The organism is Arthrobacter sp. P1_B9, from assembly GCF_056406495.1.
Genome location: NZ_JBFUAA010000006.1, coordinates 22,723 through 38,258, shown reverse-complemented (window position 1 = coordinate 38,258; position 15,536 = coordinate 22,723). Strand labels below are relative to the sequence as shown.

Here is a 15,536-nt window from a genome sequence, read left to right as displayed (position 1 = left end):
AATTTCGGAGGGTCATTCTCCAATGGACGTGAATTGCAGCTCCGGCCTCCACTTTGCCATCTCTGCCAGGACCCGGGAGACGGCATCCCGGACAGCTGTGCCGTCGGCGTCGAACGTCCCGCCCGGCTCGCCGAGCACCGCGTTGGCGTGCCGGAGGAACCTGTCCCAGTCCCCCGCGCCCGCGCGCAGCGCCAGCAACGGCGAGAGAAGCGCGGCCCGGCGCAGCCAGGCGTCGGGCTCGCGCACCCACCGGTCCAGCACGCTGTCGGCCCGCACCCTGGCCAGAACATCGAGTCCGTCCACCAGGGGCCCGACGACGTCGACGGCGAGCGGATCCACAAGGTCCCGCACCCGCGCCTGCCGGATGAAGCCCTCCAGCCGGGTGAGGTCGGAGTTGGTCAGGAGCTTCACGTTGGCCTGCAGCAGGACCACGGCGGCCAGCCGGCGCTCGAAAACCGGCGCGGCCCCCCGGCCGGAGCCTCCGAGCCCGGAGCCCCACAGTTCGGAACTCAGCGCAGTGACCTCATCGCGGGACAGCCCGGGATAGCGGCGGCCGGCATCCCGGACCGTGCCGCGCACGGCGCCCACGGACGTGCCGTAGAACCGGAGGCCGCTGCCCGCCGGCTCCGTTTCCAGCCGCGCCTGAAGCTGTTCAGCGCGGCGCCAGGAAGCTTCGCGCTGCAGCGAGAGGTCGATGAATTCGCCGGCATCACTCACCTGTCCATTCTTTCCCCTCGCGGCTCGCGGCGGAAACGCGGTGCCAAGCTGTCCTGGGCGGTGGACCCGGACCATCTGCCTAGACTGAACTGGCAAGCCTCCGATCGAAAGCGGTTTACGCAACCATGCACACCAAGCTGACACTCGCCATCGCACTTTCCGGCATGACGCTGGGGGTGGCAGGATGCGCTGCCCCTGCGCCATCTACCGCACCGTCGCCTGAGTCACCTGCGGCATCCGCGGCGCCGGCCCCTGATTTCGCATTAGACATCACGGGGGCGCCCGGCCGGATTGCCCAGGCCGGCCTCACTGTGCTGACGGCGGAGGGCAACGTGGACCACTATCACGCACATCTGGACGTGCTGAAGGACGGCAAGCCCATCGCGGTGCCGGCCAATATCGGCATCACCACCGGAGCTGACCACAGGGCCAACGGCATCTCAGCCCTGCACACCCACGACACCACGGGCGTGGTCCACATCGAGTCCCCCACCGCCGGCCAGGTCTTCACCCTCGGGCAGCTCCTGACGGAGTGGGGCGTCCTCGGTGGCAACGGCGCCCCCGGCACCGGTGGGGGTTCGCTGGATGGCTGGACCGTTTACGTGAACGGCCGGAAGTTCGACGCCGGGATCCGGGACCTCCCGTTCAAGGCGCACGACGAGATCGTCCTGTCCTACGGCACAGCGCCGGCGACGATCCAGGCCTCCTATGATTTTCCGCCCGGAGAGTGAGGTGACCGGAGAAGTGAGGTGACCGGAGAGTGAGGTGACCGGGGGCGACGGCGGGCGGCATGCCCCTACCTGCACAACTGTGCAGCAGTCTCTCCACGCAACCCCACCTGGCACCAGCGGCGTCGAAAAATGCATGCACAAACGTGCATGTTGGAGCGATCCGCGGAGCACCTTCCCTAGCGTGAATTGAGAGACGTGAGTCGGATCACAGCGGGGGCTGATCCCCTACCTCACTTCCATTTCCACAGACCGTCACAGATGACGCGTCCAACCGAAGAGGTAATCCGTGCCACACCCGAAAACGCCCGCAGCACTCGCAACCCTGGCCGCTGCGACCTTGGCGCTGCTCGGCGCATCCCTGATGGGTGTGCCGGCGGCCCAGGCCGACACCGTTGACGTTTCGCCGCCCGGCGCGAATGACTGGTCCTGCAAGCCCTCGGCAGCCCACCCCTACCCGGTGGTCCTGGTGCCGGGAACCTTCGAAAACATGGCGAAGAACTGGGCGACGATGTCGCCGGCGCTAAAGAGCCAGGGCTACTGCGTCTTCGCGCTGAACTACGGTGCGACCAACGGCGTCGACGCCACGGGCCCGGTGGCAGACTCAGCCCGTCAGCTCGCCCCGTTTGTCGACAAGGTACTGGCCTCGACGGGTGCCAGGAAAGTTGATCTCGTGGGCCACAGCCAGGGCGGCATGATGCCGCGCTACTACCTCGGTTTCCTTGGAGGCGCGGACAAGGTGAACCACCTTGTGGGCATCGCCCCGTCCAACCACGGAACCCGCGGGCTCATCACGCCGACACCGGACGCCGTTCCGCCGGCCACCTCAGTGGGAGGGTCGAATTGCCAGGCCTGCGCCGACCAGCAGGCAGGTTCACCATTCCTCACCGAGCTCAACTCCATTGGCGACACGGTTCCTGGTCCGGCCTACACGGTGATCTCCACGACGCACGACGAGGTGGTGACGCCCTACCCCAGCCAGTTCCTCGCCGGCCCGGCCCAGCAGGTCACCAATATCACCATCCAGGACAAGTGCCCGGCAGACGTGATTGACCATGACCAGGCGCCCAACGACCCCGTCACCCAGCGTCTCGTGTCCGACGCTCTTGGTCAGCCGGCCGGCCGCCCGGGCAACCCGGCGTATCAGCCCAGCTGCGTGTAGCGCGGCACCCCGGGCGGAGGCGGCATGCGGAACGTCCCGGATCCGGGAGGTTTGCGGGCTGAGGTAACGGTCCGGTAACGTTGGCGGCTGGCCGTGAGGCCCGGCCCGAATGCAGGGCCCCGGACCGCCCCTTTGCAGGGCCCCGTTGCGCCGTTCGGCGTCTGCTCGCCCATGCCTTGCGGCAGGGGCCGGATGAAACTTCCCGCATTATCCGCCGCCCAGGCAGCGTCGGTTGTGCGTGCCAGCCACGAAAGCCCGGAGGGGTCCGTTGTTCAAGAAAACACCGCTGTTCAATAAATCAACGTTCAAAGATGCACGGCCGAAGGCAGGCTCCACGGCACCACAGCTCAACAAAGTAGCGATTGCGCTGAGCCTGGGCGCACTGTCCCTGACCGGCTGCAGCGCCGGTCCCACGACGGGCGCCGCAGCCGTTACACCGGCCACCGGGGCCGCGCATTCTGCTGCGGGCTCCACGTCCCCGGCGGCAACCCAGGCCGCGCATCCTGCCGCGAAGGCCCCAGCCTCGGTGGCCGCAGCACCGAAGCCGGCGGCCCCCAAGCCTGCCACCAGCACCACCCGTGCACCTGCGGCTCCCGGAACCGATGCGGCACCTGCACGGGCCGCCGCGCCGGTCGCGCCTGCGGCTGGCGCCCAAGCGGCAGCCGCTCCGGCGCCGACGGCGGTAACGGCGCCCGTCGCTGCCCAGGCTGCCGTCGCCGCGACCGGCGACGGTTCCCAGGCCGCCACGGCACGGGGCTGGGGTTCGGTTGTCGCGGGTGACGAGTTCTCCAAGGCCGGCGCCCCCGACTCCACCAAGTGGAGCGTCTTCAAGGGATCCGGACATGCCGGCAAGGGTGTCAGGAGCCCGCAGGCCTGGTCGGTTGCCAATGGCGTGGCCACAGTCAGCGGCGACTCGGCCGGCACCACGGGCGGCATGTCGGCTAAATTTGCCCAGCAGAAATACGGCAAGTGGGAGACGCGCATGCGGACCAGCGCCCGGGACCCGGAGTACCACCCAGTGCTGATCCTGTGGCCCAACAACAACACCTCCCCCAACTGCGCCGAGATCGACTACGCCGAGGGCAGCACCAACACCGCACAGATCAAGTTCTTCCTGCACTATGCCTGCGGCGGCTCGAACTTCCAGACCACGGCGGCCAAGACGATCGACACCACCCAGTGGCACAACTACGCAGTGGAGTGGACCCCGGCCGGCATCACCGGTTACATCGACGGCGTCAAGACCTTCTCCGACACGAACCCCGCGCACCTGCCCTCCGTGGGCATGCACCAGACACTGCAGCTGGACTGGTTCCCCGACGGGTCGGCCACCAAGCCTTCACAGATGCAGGTCGACTGGGTCCGCGTCTACAAGTAGGACCGGCAAATCGCCAGGCAGCCCCGCGCCGTACTGCGGCGCGGGGCTGCCTTGGTGTTGGCCGAGGACGCGCCGCTACAGGCGGCAGGACTCAAACCCCTTGAAGTTCCCGGGCGGCTACCGCTGAGACCAGCATCGAACCGGCTGCCGTCACGGCGTCGATCACCGGAACCCCGAGCCGGCGGCGGAGCACGTCCGCCATGCCGATGCTGCTCAGGCCCGTGCTGGCCTGGACGATCATGTCGGCGCCGGCGTCAACCAGCATGTGGGCCGCGGCGAGGGCGTCGAAAATCCCGGCAGGCATGAGGAAGGCGTCGGGTGTTTCGATCCTTCCCTGCCCGTCAATGAGCAGCATGCGTTCGCCCAGTGCATCCGAGATCGGGCCCGGTACGTGTGCGCCGAGACCCAAAACTCCAATCCGGCCGCCGAAGGTCAGAGCCGCGGCCGCGGCTGCGGAGCCCGCTCCGATGACCGGGATATCCACGGCTGCCCGGGTGGCGGCCAGCCCGGGGTCGGAGGCGCAGCTGATAATCAGGGCGTCAGCGTCCCCCGCCATGTCCCTCGCCAGGCGGACGACCTTGGGGGCCGCAGATTCGAGCGACGCCTGGTCGTAGACGCCGGACGGCTGGTCCGGAATACAGCGGGATGTGACGGTAAATCCGAATGCTTCCTGGAGGAGTTTCCCGTGGGCGTGGAGCAGGCGTCGGTCCGACGTCGTCATCACCCGGATCAGTCCAACACGCATGGCGTACTACCTTTCGAACGGATTCGTTGGTGCGAGGCTACCCGGCGAGTATTTCCGCGTCTTTTCGGGCAGATGACCAACACAAGCGCTGCAGCGGATACGCCCCGTGGCGCCGGCGGCCGTTAGCATTCCGCGGGCAGCGTCACCGTGGCTTGTGCATGAAACTTGGCGAAAACTTCGCTCCCGTGTGGGGTTGGCGGCCCGGCGTCGTTGTAGGTTTGTCACGGTGGCCCGTCTTAGGACCCGGGTACAGTACCCGGGATTGGGGGAAGGCGGCAGGCCGGTTCCGGACTCAGCCGGAACGATGACCAAAGGAACAGCCATGTCGGTGGAGCCGTCGTCCACTCCAGGACGCCTCGAAGAACAGGATCCCGAGAACCTGGTATCCGGTGCGGAACATGCCGCATCTGCCGCCGGAATCCGACATCAGGCCGCCAGAATCATTGACGCCGTCCTCGACGACAGTGCCCCGGAACAAGCCCGCGCACGGGAGCTGCTGCGCCAGCAGCTGGCTGCGCATCCCGGACATCCGGAACGGGCCCTGCTGGAGCACCTTGCGGCGTTGAAGGCTTTGGACGGGCACCGCGAAATGACGTCGGAGGCTGCCGGCCCGTTCCGGCCGGAATTTGCCTCGGGCGAGTAAGCGCAACGCTTACTTGTAAACGCGGATCCAGTCGACCTGCATCTGGCTGGGTTTGGTGGGCGTCCCGTTGGGAAACCAGTCCAGTTGCACCGTCTGGTGCATGCCTACCGTGGGCTGATGCGCCGGGTTCGTGTCCACAAACCACAATGACCCGTCGACGTATCCCTCGATCCCGGCGGGGGTCCACTCGAGCGCATAGTTGTGCCATTGTGTGGTGTCGATCGTCTTGGCCGCGGTGGTCTGGAAGTTCGGGCCACCGCAGGCGTAGTGCAGGAAGAACTTGATTTGGGCGGTGTCAGCGCTCCCTTCGGCGTAGTCAATCTCGGCGCACGTGGACGAGATGTTGTTGTTCGGCCACAGGATCAGGACGGGGTGATATTGCAGATCCCGCTGGCCAATTTTCATCCTGGCCTCCCAGCGGCCGTACCGCTGTTGGGCAAACCTGGCGGACATGCCGCCGGTGGTGCCCGCGGCGTCGCCGCTGACAGTCAAGACCCCGCCGCCTACAACCAGCGCATCCGGACTCCGGATCCCCTTGCCCGCGTGCCCCGGCCCCTTGAAGACCTTCCATTTCGCGGGGTCAGGCGGCCCGGCGTAACTGAATTCGTCCCCCGCCACCACTGGGCCCCAGCCGCGGACGACGGCGGCCTGCGTCCCGTCGGAGACGGCGGCCTGCGTCCCGTCGGAGACGGCGGCTTGCGTCCCGTAGGAGACGGCGGCCGCACGGTCTATCGCCGGCGCCCGTTCCCTGGACACTGGTGCGGCACCACACCCGGCAAGGGCCAAGGCGCCTGCAGCGCTCAACGCCGCGGTCCTGCGGTTTGCGAACATCGCGTCTCCATCCGGTCGGGACATGTCCGGGCCATGCTTCAGACGAACTTGCCTTTACACATACTTGCCTTCACACATACTTGCCAAACCAGGCGAGCGTGTCGTTCCACGCGGCCGTGGCCTGCTCCTGGTTGTAGCGCGGCCCGGTGTCATTGTGGAAGGCGTGGTCCACGCCGGGATAGATCTTGAGCTCGTTCCGGACACCGGTTTTGGCCAGAGCATCCCGGAGCGCCGGCATGGCGCCGGTGATCCGCTGGTCCAGTTCGGCGTAGACGCCGAAGACGGCCGCCTTGATGGCCGGGACCTTGTCCAGGTCAGGCGCGGGTCCGTAGAACGCCGACGTCGCCAACAGGCCCGGGATCGCCGTCGCCGACTGCCACGTGATGCCGCCACCGAAGCAGAAGCCGTTCATGGCGATCCGCCCGTGATCAACGAAGTCCTGGGCGTTCAGGTAGTCAAAGCCGGCCGTGAAGTCGGAAACGTGACGCTGCGCCCCGGCCTGGGTCAGTGCTCCCGGGACAGCATCCGGGTCCATGCCCGCGGTACCGCCTTCCCTGCTCAGCAGGTCCAGGGCCAGAGCCGCGTATCCGGCTTTGGCGAAGCGGCGCGCCACATCCTGGATATGCGGTGTCAGCCCGCGGTTCTCGTGGCAGACCAGCACGGCCGGTCCGGCGGCCCCGTGGTCGGGCCGTGCGAGATAGCCACTGATGTCGGTGCCGCCCGATGCGAATTGCACGGTCGCCGTCGTCAGCCCGGCCGCGCCCTCCGGGACCGACAACGGGCTTTTGGCCCCCGGCACCGCGCCCGCGGACACTGTGCCGGACCCCGGCGCGGACGACGTCGGCGTCGGCATGGGATCGGTACTGCGGGGAACCTCCTCGGGCGTGCAGCCCACCAGGAGCATCGCTGCCGAGGCCGCCGCCATGCTGCCGGTGATGAACGCCACCCGGCGCGTGAACGTGTGCTGGCTCATGGCGCCGGAGCGGTAGTCGTCGAAGAATTCCTCAATCAGGTACTTCTCAAACTTGCCAAGCTGGGTCATGGCGGGCCTCCTCAGTGTGCCGATCATCCTCCTCCGAAGTCAGATGTCCGGCAAGGGTCCTGGACAGGCCGGCCCGACGGCGCCACTTCCCAACAACGACGACGACGCCTCGACGCAGCCCCGGCACCAGGCCACAACGGTCAAACGCGCGCGCAGCCTTCTCCCAGCCGCCTGAGGCCAGCCATTTCAGTCCTCGGGTTCCGAGGGCCGGGCAGGCCGGCGCCCCGACAGCGTCTGGACTGCCTCTGCGATGCCCTCATCCCCTCGTTCAATCTCTTGCATGTAGAGTCTTCCGCTCGTAATGAGGCCGTCCTCGGTCTCGAAAATCGTCACCCCGCGCATGTCGAAGGGCCGCCCATCAGTCCGGGTGCCGGCCCAAGTCCATTCGCTCCACGTGGTATTACCGTCGTCCACGGAGCGGAGCACTTCTGCGCGAAAATCGGGAACGCCAGCGAACATCGCTGCCCAGTTCGCGTGCATCTGCGCCCGTCCCACAAATGCCCTGCCCGGGTGGACCGGCTGCACGCTTTTGTACGACTCATGGAACAACGCGGCCGCTGCCTCAAGGTCGTGACCATTGAACGCAGCAAGCAGGCGCTGGATAAATTGGCTCATGTGATCACTCCTCGGTGTGGCGGAGCTCGTGCTCTGTTTCATGCACAGGCCCATTAACGGTCCCCACTAGGGCCGGGATCCGGCCAGCCCGCATCGTCAATCTACGCCTCCGCCGTCGCCCGGTTCCAGACCGATTAGGTCTGGCCGCACAGGTCCGGACCGATCGGGCCCAGACCGGTGAGGTCCAGGCGCCAATCGGTCCGGGAATTCCTGAACTGACGCGGGCACCACTAGCCGGTAACCTTGTAGGTGCTCGAATTCCATGTCAGGCGGCCGCGTTGAAAGTCCGAGGCCCGGCCGACAGAAACGGCATACTCGTCCCGGGTCGGATAGCCCAGCCGGCTCCTCTCCCAGCCGAGGGAGGCCCACCTCGCCCGGATCGCACCCAGCACATAGTGCGCCCCTGTCGTCGGGGTCCAGTAAATCGAGGACCCGCCCGACCCGGTGAAGTGGTTGTATCTTCCCACTCCGTCCGTCGAGCCCTTCTCGTCGGTCGTCGGAAAGCCGAGCACACCCGCGGCAGCGCACGCAGCCTTGTAGCGTTTGTAAACCTCACCACGTACCGAATGTGCACCGGTCGCCGGGGACCAGCAGACCACACCTTTCACGTAGACCTGGCACTTCCCTCCAGCAACGGGATACTCCAAAGTCAGCGACCGGCCAAGGGACGACCGCGGGTCGCCCGCGCCGATTTTCCACGCGTAGGCAGCGATGGGGTCGTCGGTGCCCTTCCCGGTGAGCATCACCTTCAACGCGCCCTGGCCGTCGTCCGCCGTGATCAGGTAGTAGGTTTCCGAAGTTCCCGCCTGCCCGAAGGCTGTCGGCGTGAAAGTCACGCTCTGGAATGCGGATTCGCCCGCAGGAATCTTCAATCCCTCGGCAATGGTGGTGGTAGTTGAAAAGACCCCCAACGGCGCCTTCGCCTTGGTGATCGTCATGGGTACGTTGCCGGTGTTGGTGATCTGGAATGCCCTGGTGGCGGAGGTCCCCACGGGGACGTCACCAAAGTCCAGGGTGCGTGGCATCTGCAGGTGCGCCGCGCCCGAGCCGGGGGTCGCGGTCACCTTCACGGTTACCGACCCGCGCTCACTGGTGACGACGAGCGTATAGGTCACGGGATTCGTTGACGTGGGACTGAACGTCATGGACACTGCCACAGACGCGAGGGGCTGGATGGTCTGCCCCACGCCCGGCACCGTGGCCGGGTCGACCTTGAGCTGTGCGCTGACCGGCAACGCGACGCCGGTGATCTTGGCGACTGTGGTGCCGGTGTTGACGATGTTGACCGTCTGCCGGCTGACCGTCTTTGTCGGGACGTCGGTGAACTGCACCGTGGCCGGAGTCGCGCCCAGGCCCTCCTTCGTGCCGATGCCGTGGACGCCGAGGAGGTCGGTTTCGCCGTCGGCAGTTTTGACCGTCAAGGTGCCGTCCGCCTGGCCTGGAACGGTCGGCGCGTTAGGCTCCTCCCATGTCGCCCGATCAATTCCTGGCCGAACTGGCCAACTCCCTGGACCACCTCGGCACGCTCGCCCGGCAGCCGCGGGACACTCTTGCCGGCGCCGTTCCGGCGTGCCCCGGCTGGACGCTCGAGCAGCTCTTCGGGCATCTCGGCTCAATCGAGAGGTGGGCAGCCGGGGTGGTCCGGACGGGCACCTTTGTCCAGGAACCTGCACCGCCGGCCGAGGGCGCCGCGGCCTGGTTTCTCGCGGGCACCGCACCCTTCCTCGAGACGATGACGGGCCTTGATCCGGAGAGCGAATGCTGGAACTTTGGGCCGACTCCGCGCACCGCCCGGTTCTGGCTTCGGCGACAGGCCCACGAACATGCCATCCACCTGGTCGACGCCTGCCAGGCGCTTGGCCTGGAGATCCCCGTGCTGGCGGACAATTTCATGCTCGACGGTGTCGACGAGGTCCTGGCGATGTTCGCGCCGCGGCAGCTGCGACTGGACCGGATGCCGCCTCCGGACAAAGCTGTGACCTTTCAGGTGCCAGGGGCCGCCAGCTGGACACTGGGACCTGGTGCCGCCGTGGCCTTGATTTCCGCCCCGTTGCCGGTGATGTATCTGGGTCTTTGGGGTCGATCCAACCTGGCAGAGAACGCCGTCATTGAAGGTGACGCCGCCGCGGCCCTGCGTGTGCTTCGGGGTCCGCTCACACCATGAGTTCCGGCATCGGGATTAGGATACGAACACGTCCCGCGAAGCCGTGGACGCTCCACGAGCCGCCCGATGCTTTCGTGACCGCATGTTCGAAGGGAACTCAAACGCATGTCAGAGCACGCCACACCCGGCACCGCAGGTCTCTCCACGCCCCAGGCCAGATGGGGAATTCTCGGCACCGGGTTTATCGCCGGGCTGCAAACGCCGGACCTGATCGACAACGGCTCAGTGGTCCAGGCCGTCGGCTCCAGGACCATGGCATCCGCGACCGATTTCGCGGCCCGGTTTCAGATCCCCACGTCCCATGGAAGCTACGCGGACCTCGTGGCCGACCCGGACGTCGACGTTGTCTACGTTTCTACGCCGCACCCGTTCCACCACGAGAATGCGCTGTTGGCCCTGGACGCCGGTAAACACGTGCTGATCGAAAAGCCCTTCGCCATGAACGCCTGGCAGGCCCGGGAGATCGTGGAGCTCGCCGAGACGAAGGGGCTGATCGCCCTTGAGGCCATGTGGACACGCTACCTTCCGCACATGGTCCGCATCCGTGAGCTGATTCGGTCCGGCGCCCTGGGCGAGGTCCGCACAGTGATCGCTGACCACAACCAGAATCTGCCCAAGGATCCGGCGCACCGCCTCAACGACCCGGCGCTGGGCGGCGGAGCGCTCTTGGACCTGGGCATCTACCCCGTCTCCTTCGCCTTCGACGTCTTCGGGGCGCCGACCGGGATCCGGGCAGCGGCCAGCATGACTGAAACCGGAGTTGACCGGCAGACCGCGATGATCTTCGAATACGGTGACGGGCAGCAGGCCGTGCTGCACTGCGCGCTGGACACGGCAGGACCAAACCAGGCCTCGATCATCGGAACCGAAGGCCGGATCGAGATCCCGTCAGTCTGGTACACGCCGTCGGCCTTCACCAGGTATGACGCCGACGGAAACATCGTCGAGCGATTCGATGAACCCGTCACCGGCCGCGGCATGCAATACCAGGCGCGGGAAATGGAGCGGCTCATTGCGGCCGGCTCCGTTGCCAACGACATCCTGCCGCCCCGGCAGAGCGTTCAGGTCATGGAGGCCATGGACGAAGTTCGGCGCCAGATCGGCCTCGCCTACGCCAGCGACGACAAGGACCACGGGCGCGCCTAGTACCGGTCCTGCGGCGGCCCCAGTTTTCCATGAGGAGGCACGGCCGCCGCTCACCCTCGCCCGATCAGCCCGGCCACGCGATCGAGTTCTTCATCCAGATTGTAGAAATGTACCGCCAGCCGGATTCTGCCCTCCCGGACCGATGCCACCACGTTGGCCTGGCGGAACCGCGCCAGGACCGCCTCAGTGTCTGTCACCGGCACGGAGAAGATCGTGGAGCGGTGCTGCTCGGCGAACGGCCGGAACGAGGAGCCCTGCGCCGCCAGGGCCTGCTGAAGGTGAAGGGCGAGCCGGGCGTTGCGATCGAGCAAGGCCCCGATCCCAAACCTGCGGAAGATGCCGAGCGCCGCCTGCTCGGCCAGGGCGGGAAACCAGGCCAAGGAGGCGTCGAGCTTCGAGGCCGTGGGTGAGAGGTCCATGGCCGGTCCGTAGAAGCTCCCGGCCGGGTTGCGCGCGGCCTTCCAGCCGGGACCGACGGGTTGGATCCGGTCAAGCAGTCCGCTGCGGACATAGAGGTAGCCCATGCCCCTGGAGCCGAGCAGGAACTTGTGGCTCGCGGCGGCCAGGAAATCCACGCCGTCGCACACCACATCCAGGGGCACCGCGCCCGCGGCCTGGCAGGCGTCGACGAAGAACCAGGCGCCGGAGCGGGCCGCGACCCGGCTGAGCGCGGCCAGGTCCGCCCGGTAGCCGTTGGCCGAATGGACGGCACTCACGGCGATCAGGCGGGTGCCGCCGTCGGCCGCCTGGCCAAATTCCTCGGCCGTCACGCCGTCCCCGCCCGGTGCCACGGCGCGGACCCCGTAACCGCGGTTCCGGAGCAGGAGCCAGGGGTAATAGTTCGAGGCGAATTCGTTCCCGGCAACCACGACGTTCTCGCCGCGCTTCGCCGGCGGCAGGTTGGCGGCCACTATCCCGGCGGCGGAGCTCACAGCCGGGACGATCGCTATCTCCCCCGCCGTCGCCCCGACGATCTCCGCGAACATGGTGCGGGCCTCCTCCCCTGCCCGCTCGGCATCCATCCAGTCGAACCTGCCGGCGGACCATCGCTTGACGGCCAGCTCGTAGGCCTCGCGGGCGGGTGCGCAGCCGACGTTCATCGAGGCGGTGTTGAGATAGATGGTTTCCTGTAGCCCCGGGAAGAGTCCGCGAATTTCGGCCGCCTGCATGGCACGGACCGCCTAGCCGTGCCCGCGCGCGGAGTCCAGGCCCTTTGCGTAGGCCGCCTGCCCCACGTGCTGGAGACAGTCGGCAATCGTGCTGACCAGGCGCACCCCGAGGGTGACGGGCGGGTCCCAGCGGGTATCGACGATCCGGTCGAAGTCGTCGTCGCCGAGGTGCTCCAGGAAATTCACGGTCTGCCGGTGGACAGCTTCGTAGTATTCGAGCAACAGTTCCGGCGGTGCCTGCACCGCGTCCACCTGGCCGCTCGTATGGCCGTAGCCGGTGTCCCGCTTGGAGAGCGGCAGGCCGAAGCGGGCGGCAAACCCCTCCGAGGTCCACACCTGGTCCAGGCCCGCGGCGGAGGCGACTTGCGCGTCCTCGACCCTGCTGAGGTGCCAGATGAGCCAGGCCATTGAATTCCCGTTGACTCCGGGCCGTCGGAGCAGGGTGGCATCATCAACCCCGGCCAGGGCCGCGGCCACCGTCTCACGGATCCGGCCGAAGGCATCCAGCAGCAGTTCATTGGATTTCATCGAGTCCCCTCCCTGTGCATGATCGAAGTGCTTGCATGATCGGTGATCCCCATGCTTGCATGGAGGCCGCACCGGCGGATAGGGCTGGGCGTCGCCGTGTCAACGGCGCACGCGGAGACGATGACGGGGGCAACACGGCCACGCGCAGTTCCGCAGTCCGCGAGGTCTTGGCAGCGGCGACCCCCGCGCCTACCCTTACGGATTATGAGCAACTTGTTGCCTGTAGCGCAGCCGGTTCGGGCGACGTCCAGTCGCTGGGAACGCCGGGACAAGTTCCATCTCGCCGGCATCACCGGCTTCGTCCTCCTGCTCAACGTGGTCGGCTGGAGTGTGCTGACCCTGGCCGTGGCTCCGCAGAACTTCGCGCTGGGCCGCTCCGGCGTGTACGGGGTGGGGCTGGGCGTTACCGCCTTTCTGCTGGGGGTGCGGCACGCGTTCGACGCCGACCACATCGCCGTCATCGACAACACCACCCGCAAGCTGGTCGGCGAGGGAAAGGCCGCGCTGGGGGTGGGCTTCTGGTTCTCGCTGGGCCATTCCACCGTGGTGTTCGGCGCGGCGCTGCTCCTGGCCCTCGGCGCGAGGGCCATGGCCGGCACCGTGCAGGACGGGGACTCGGCGCTGGTGCAGACGCTGGGACTGGTGGGAAGCGTCGTGGCTGGAACGTTCCTGATCCTGATCGGTCTGACGAACCTCGCCTCGGTGGTCGGCATCGCCCGGGTGTTCCGCGGGATGCGGACCGGGGAACTGGACGAGGCTGAGCTTGAGCACCAGCTCAACAACCGGGGCTTCCTGGCAAGGCTCCTCGGCGGAACCATCCGGCGGATCACCAAGCCATGGCACATCTATCCCGTCGGCCTGCTGATGGGCCTGGGATTCGACACCGCCTCCCAGGTAGCCCTGCTCGTGCTCGCCGCCGGTTCGGCGGCCTTCTCCCTGCCCTGGTACGCCATCCTGGTCCTGCCGGTGCTGTTCGCCGCCGGAATGAGCATTTTCGACACCGCCGACGGCGTGTTCATGTCCCGGGCTTATGGGTGGGCGTTCCTGAAGCCGGTCCGCAAGGTCTTCTACAACCTCACAGTCACGGTGCTCTCGGTGATTGTGGCCCTGGTGGTCGGTCTCACCGTGCTGCTTGGGCTCGTGGCAGACAAACTGGGACTCGAATCGGGGCCGGCGGCCGCCATCGGTTCGCTGGACCTCGAAAACGTCGGGTACATCGTCGTCGGCCTCTTCGTCATCATCTGGCTGATCGCGCTCGCCGTCTGGAAATTGGGCCGGATCGAGCAGCGCTGGAGCCACGCCGGCACCAGCTGAGCCGATGCGGGCGGAACGTAGGTCAGCAGCTGGGCGAGTCGAACTCGTAGGCCCCCGAATCGGCAGCGGCCGTCCCGTTGCAGTCCCCGTCCTGGGGCACCGGACTTCCGGCGAGGTCGACGGCGGACAGGCTCGTTCCGGCGCGGTCGATGGCCGGGCTGGTGCCGGTCAGGCGGAGATCGGCCGGTGCGTTCACGAAGCGCGCAGACGCAGTGGTGGACGTGCTGTTCGGTACGAAGTTGACCGGGCCATTGAGGACGTTCTGGTTCTCGGTCCAACCCGAGCCGTTGATCCATAAGGAGTTCCTGACGCCCGCCAGGATGTTGCCGCGGATCACGGTCGATGCAGGGCAGCCCGCATGGCAGACAACGGCCTGGGACTGTGGCCCGTTCAGATACACGGTGTTGAATTCGAAGACTGTGCCGTTCGTCGGCCCGAAGGACGTCCCTGCACCGCGGGCGATCAAGCCCTTGGCCTGGGCACAGTTGGCACCACAGGTCGACCGGACCAGGTTGTAGCGGTAGGTGTTGCCGTCGGCCGTCCCGGAGGACCTTCCGATCTCGGAGAAGTTGTTGTTGTCCAAGGACACATTGTGATGGATGTAGTTCCGGCTGCCGTTGTAGATTTCGAAGGAACCGCCGTCGCGGGTGTAATCGTAGGAAAACGCAGTGGAGCCGCTGACCGTGTTGCCGGAAAGTTCGTTGTCGTTGCCGTTGATCAGCACGCCGGAAGCGCCCGAGTCGTCATTGCAGTTCACGGCCTGGGGTGTCCCGCAGTTCGTGCCCTGCGTCAGGACGTTCATGACGTTGTTGTTGGTCAGGACGTTGCCGGTGTATTTCCCGAAGTCAGACCCGGTCCCCGCCTTGATGCCAACAGCGTTGTTGGAGGCACTGGAGTTCCGGACCGTATTGCGGTCGCCGGTGACGCTGATGCCCGCGTAGCCGCAGGAGACGCCCCGAAGTCCGTCAACGGTGGTGAAGTTGCCGTTGATCCTGATGCAGTTTCCAGACTTGCCGCCGGTAATCGTCGGGGCATTGCCGGTCCCGTAGCCGGTCAAGGTGATGGGTGCGGCCTCGGTTCCGCTCTGGGTGGTCACAATGCCTCCGGCCCAGGTGTCGCCCCYGCGGAAACTGACCGTGTCGCCGGGCTTGAGGACGATCGAGTTGACCTTCGACAGTGACTTCCACGGCGCAGCGCTGGAGGTTCCCGGATTGGTGTCACTCCCCGAGGCACTGACGAAGTACGTAGTGCCCGCGGCCTGGGCCGGCGCCGGGAGGCCCACCGCCAACCAGCCGGCCGTCAGGATCAGGGTGGTTACGGCTGAGCGAACGGAGTTAATTCTCATGGCGATCCT

Annotated in this window: 16 protein-coding genes; 7 read left to right on the top strand and 9 right to left on the bottom strand. The window is 66.9% G+C overall.

Annotation, left to right across the window (positions count from 1 at the left end; all coding sequences use genetic code 11):
* Positions 1-12: 12 nt before the first annotated feature.
* Positions 13-717 carry a DNA alkylation repair protein gene (locus tag AC1D1A_RS10275; RefSeq protein ID WP_476856852.1) on the bottom strand — a complete coding sequence of 235 codons (705 nt, stop codon included), beginning with the start codon at positions 715-717 and terminating at the stop codon, positions 13-15.
* Between the two features lie 125 nt (positions 718-842).
* Here AC1D1A_RS10275 and AC1D1A_RS10270 point away from each other — a divergent pair, with 125 nt between their 5' ends.
* The 3 genes from AC1D1A_RS10270 (at position 843) to AC1D1A_RS10260 (ending at position 3,985) form a co-directional block, all read left to right on the top strand.
* Positions 843-1,448, top strand: a complete 606-nt coding sequence (locus AC1D1A_RS10270; protein WP_476947669.1) for a hypothetical protein — start codon at positions 843-845, stop codon at positions 1,446-1,448.
* Between the two features lie 361 nt (positions 1,449-1,809).
* Complete coding sequence (locus tag AC1D1A_RS10265; RefSeq protein ID WP_476947757.1) at positions 1,810-2,607, top strand: esterase/lipase family protein; 798 nt, start codon at positions 1,810-1,812, stop codon at positions 2,605-2,607.
* Between the two features lie 268 nt (positions 2,608-2,875).
* Positions 2,876-3,985: a glycoside hydrolase family 16 protein gene (locus tag AC1D1A_RS10260; RefSeq protein ID WP_476947668.1), complete on the top strand. Its 1,110-nt coding sequence runs from the start codon at positions 2,876-2,878 to the stop codon at positions 3,983-3,985.
* Between the two features lie 91 nt (positions 3,986-4,076).
* On the opposite strand, the gene AC1D1A_RS10255 is transcribed toward AC1D1A_RS10260, so the two are convergent.
* Positions 4,077-4,730 (bottom strand): aspartate/glutamate racemase family protein, encoded by a 654-nt coding sequence (locus AC1D1A_RS10255; protein WP_230010018.1) that lies wholly within the window; start codon positions 4,728-4,730, stop codon positions 4,077-4,079.
* Positions 4,731-5,034: 304 nt separating this feature from the next.
* Here AC1D1A_RS10255 and AC1D1A_RS10250 point away from each other — a divergent pair, with 304 nt between their 5' ends.
* The gene (locus AC1D1A_RS10250) at positions 5,035-5,373 is read left to right on the top strand and encodes a hypothetical protein (RefSeq protein WP_476873924.1); all 339 of its coding nucleotides are present in this window, start codon (positions 5,035-5,037) and stop codon (positions 5,371-5,373) included.
* 9 nt (positions 5,374-5,382) lie between these two features.
* Here the strand turns inward: AC1D1A_RS10250 and AC1D1A_RS10245 are convergent, their stop codons facing one another.
* From AC1D1A_RS10245 to AC1D1A_RS10230, 4 genes are all read right to left on the bottom strand, one after another.
* Positions 5,383-6,204, bottom strand: coding sequence for a glycoside hydrolase family 16 protein (locus AC1D1A_RS10245; RefSeq protein ID WP_476947667.1), 822 nt, complete (start codon positions 6,202-6,204; stop codon positions 5,383-5,385).
* Positions 6,205-6,274: 70 nt separating this feature from the next.
* A complete protein-coding gene (locus AC1D1A_RS10240) occupies positions 6,275-7,246 on the bottom strand; it encodes a dienelactone hydrolase family protein (RefSeq protein ID WP_476947666.1) in 972 nt (323 codons plus the stop codon).
* Between the two features lie 186 nt (positions 7,247-7,432).
* On the bottom strand, positions 7,433-7,861 hold the full coding sequence (locus tag AC1D1A_RS10235) for a nuclear transport factor 2 family protein (RefSeq protein WP_476947665.1): 429 nt from the start codon (positions 7,859-7,861) through the stop codon (positions 7,433-7,435).
* 230 nt (positions 7,862-8,091) lie between these two features.
* Positions 8,092-9,282, bottom strand: coding sequence for an Ig-like domain-containing protein (locus AC1D1A_RS10230; RefSeq protein WP_476947664.1), 1,191 nt, complete (start codon positions 9,280-9,282; stop codon positions 8,092-8,094).
* 47 nt (positions 9,283-9,329) lie between these two features.
* On the opposite strand from AC1D1A_RS10230, the gene AC1D1A_RS10225 reads away from it, so the two are divergent.
* A complete protein-coding gene (locus tag AC1D1A_RS10225) occupies positions 9,330-10,025 on the top strand; it encodes a maleylpyruvate isomerase family mycothiol-dependent enzyme (RefSeq protein WP_476947663.1) in 696 nt (231 codons plus the stop codon).
* Between the two features lie 105 nt (positions 10,026-10,130).
* A complete protein-coding gene (locus AC1D1A_RS10220) occupies positions 10,131-11,171 on the top strand; it encodes a Gfo/Idh/MocA family protein (RefSeq protein ID WP_476947662.1) in 1,041 nt (346 codons plus the stop codon).
* 50 nt (positions 11,172-11,221) lie between these two features.
* On the opposite strand, the gene AC1D1A_RS10215 is transcribed toward AC1D1A_RS10220, so the two are convergent.
* Positions 11,222-12,340: an aminotransferase class V-fold PLP-dependent enzyme gene (locus AC1D1A_RS10215; RefSeq protein ID WP_476947661.1), complete on the bottom strand. Its 1,119-nt coding sequence runs from the start codon at positions 12,338-12,340 to the stop codon at positions 11,222-11,224.
* A 12-nt stretch (positions 12,341-12,352) separates the two neighbouring features.
* Positions 12,353-12,868 carry a mycothiol transferase gene (locus tag AC1D1A_RS10210; protein ID WP_476873931.1) on the bottom strand — a complete coding sequence of 172 codons (516 nt, stop codon included), beginning with the start codon at positions 12,866-12,868 and terminating at the stop codon, positions 12,353-12,355.
* Positions 12,869-13,072: 204 nt separating this feature from the next.
* On the opposite strand from AC1D1A_RS10210, the gene nicT reads away from it, so the two are divergent.
* On the top strand, positions 13,073-14,182 hold the full coding sequence (gene nicT, locus AC1D1A_RS10205; protein WP_476947660.1) for a Nickel transporter NicT: 1,110 nt from the start codon (positions 13,073-13,075) through the stop codon (positions 14,180-14,182).
* A 22-nt stretch (positions 14,183-14,204) separates the two neighbouring features.
* On the opposite strand, the gene AC1D1A_RS10200 is transcribed toward nicT, so the two are convergent.
* Positions 14,205-15,527 (bottom strand): right-handed parallel beta-helix repeat-containing protein, encoded by a 1,323-nt coding sequence (locus tag AC1D1A_RS10200; protein WP_476947659.1) that lies wholly within the window; start codon positions 15,525-15,527, stop codon positions 14,205-14,207.
* Between the last annotated feature and the right edge of the window lie 9 nt (positions 15,528-15,536).

Excerpts from the sequence above, each read along its gene's own strand:
- AC1D1A_RS10270 (WP_476947669.1), top strand. The coding sequence starts at position 843 with ATGCACACCAAGCTGACACTCGCCATCGCACTTTCCGGCATGACGCTG.
- AC1D1A_RS10265 (WP_476947757.1), top strand. The coding sequence starts at position 1,810 with ATGGGTGTGCCGGCGGCCCAGGCCGACACCGTTGACGTTTCGCCGCCC.
- AC1D1A_RS10255 (WP_230010018.1), bottom strand. The coding sequence starts at position 4,730 with ATGCGTGTTGGACTGATCCGGGTGATGACGACGTCGGACCGACGCCTG.
- AC1D1A_RS10250 (WP_476873924.1), top strand. The coding sequence starts at position 5,035 with ATGACCAAAGGAACAGCCATGTCGGTGGAGCCGTCGTCCACTCCAGGA.
- AC1D1A_RS10245 (WP_476947667.1), bottom strand. The coding sequence starts at position 6,204 with ATGTTCGCAAACCGCAGGACCGCGGCGTTGAGCGCTGCAGGCGCCTTG.
- AC1D1A_RS10240 (WP_476947666.1), bottom strand. The coding sequence starts at position 7,246 with ATGACCCAGCTTGGCAAGTTTGAGAAGTACCTGATTGAGGAATTCTTC.
- AC1D1A_RS10235 (WP_476947665.1), bottom strand. The coding sequence starts at position 7,861 with ATGAGCCAATTTATCCAGCGCCTGCTTGCTGCGTTCAATGGTCACGAC.
- AC1D1A_RS10225 (WP_476947663.1), top strand. The coding sequence starts at position 9,330 with ATGTCGCCCGATCAATTCCTGGCCGAACTGGCCAACTCCCTGGACCAC.
- AC1D1A_RS10220 (WP_476947662.1), top strand. The coding sequence starts at position 10,131 with ATGTCAGAGCACGCCACACCCGGCACCGCAGGTCTCTCCACGCCCCAG.
- AC1D1A_RS10215 (WP_476947661.1), bottom strand. The coding sequence starts at position 12,340 with ATGCAGGCGGCCGAAATTCGCGGACTCTTCCCGGGGCTACAGGAAACC.
- AC1D1A_RS10210 (WP_476873931.1), bottom strand. The coding sequence starts at position 12,868 with ATGAAATCCAATGAACTGCTGCTGGATGCCTTCGGCCGGATCCGTGAG.
- nicT (WP_476947660.1), top strand. The coding sequence starts at position 13,073 with ATGAGCAACTTGTTGCCTGTAGCGCAGCCGGTTCGGGCGACGTCCAGT.